Origin of the sequence: Bartonella sp. PS17NMGDW (assembly GCF_042193555.1) — a bacterium.
Classification (GTDB): domain Bacteria; phylum Pseudomonadota; class Alphaproteobacteria; order Rhizobiales; family Rhizobiaceae; genus Bartonella; species Bartonella grahamii.
Genome location: NZ_JBHILY010000100.1, coordinates 1 through 551, shown reverse-complemented (window position 1 = coordinate 551; position 551 = coordinate 1). Strand labels below are relative to the sequence as shown.

The 551-nt window shown below is 46.6% G+C and carries 1 pseudogene; it reads right to left on the bottom strand.

Annotation, left to right across the window (positions count from 1 at the left end):
• A pseudogene (locus tag ACFIJK_RS09490) lies at window positions 1–551 on the bottom strand (adhesin); the annotation flags it as partial.

Sequence of the window (551 nt, the reverse complement as noted above, 5' to 3'; positions counted from 1 at the left end):
GAGGACCTGTCCAATGACCATTCTCATAACCGGCTCCACCACCCAAAGACTGAGCAACATCACTACCAAAGCCGTAAAGCTGAGAACCCGTGACTGCATCACTGGAATCTTTAGAGATATTACCCGCTGCTAGAGACGTGATCTTGCTGTTGCTCTTTTCTGCACCATGCTGTGCGACAAACGCACCTTTCCCGTTATCCCACAACAACGCATCTTGAAGACGTTCGGAAACCTCATCTTTGTTCTGGGCAACTTGATCCTTAAGATCCTTGAAGCCTTGATCAACCCCACCAAACGCACCCGAAATATCATGATATTCTTTATCATCTAATTTATAGCTCGGTTCGGTCCCTTCTAAGACATCGGCTCCACCACCTAAATATTTCGAGGCATTCTCAGCAACTGTCTGAAGATCATCACTGACACCCTTCACATTCTCATTCGTTGCATAAAGCTGGGAACCCGTCACTGCATCATTTGAGCCTTTGGCAAGAGTTCCATCCTTAACACCCGAAAGTGTACGCGTTTCACCAGACTTATTCGCTATGTTG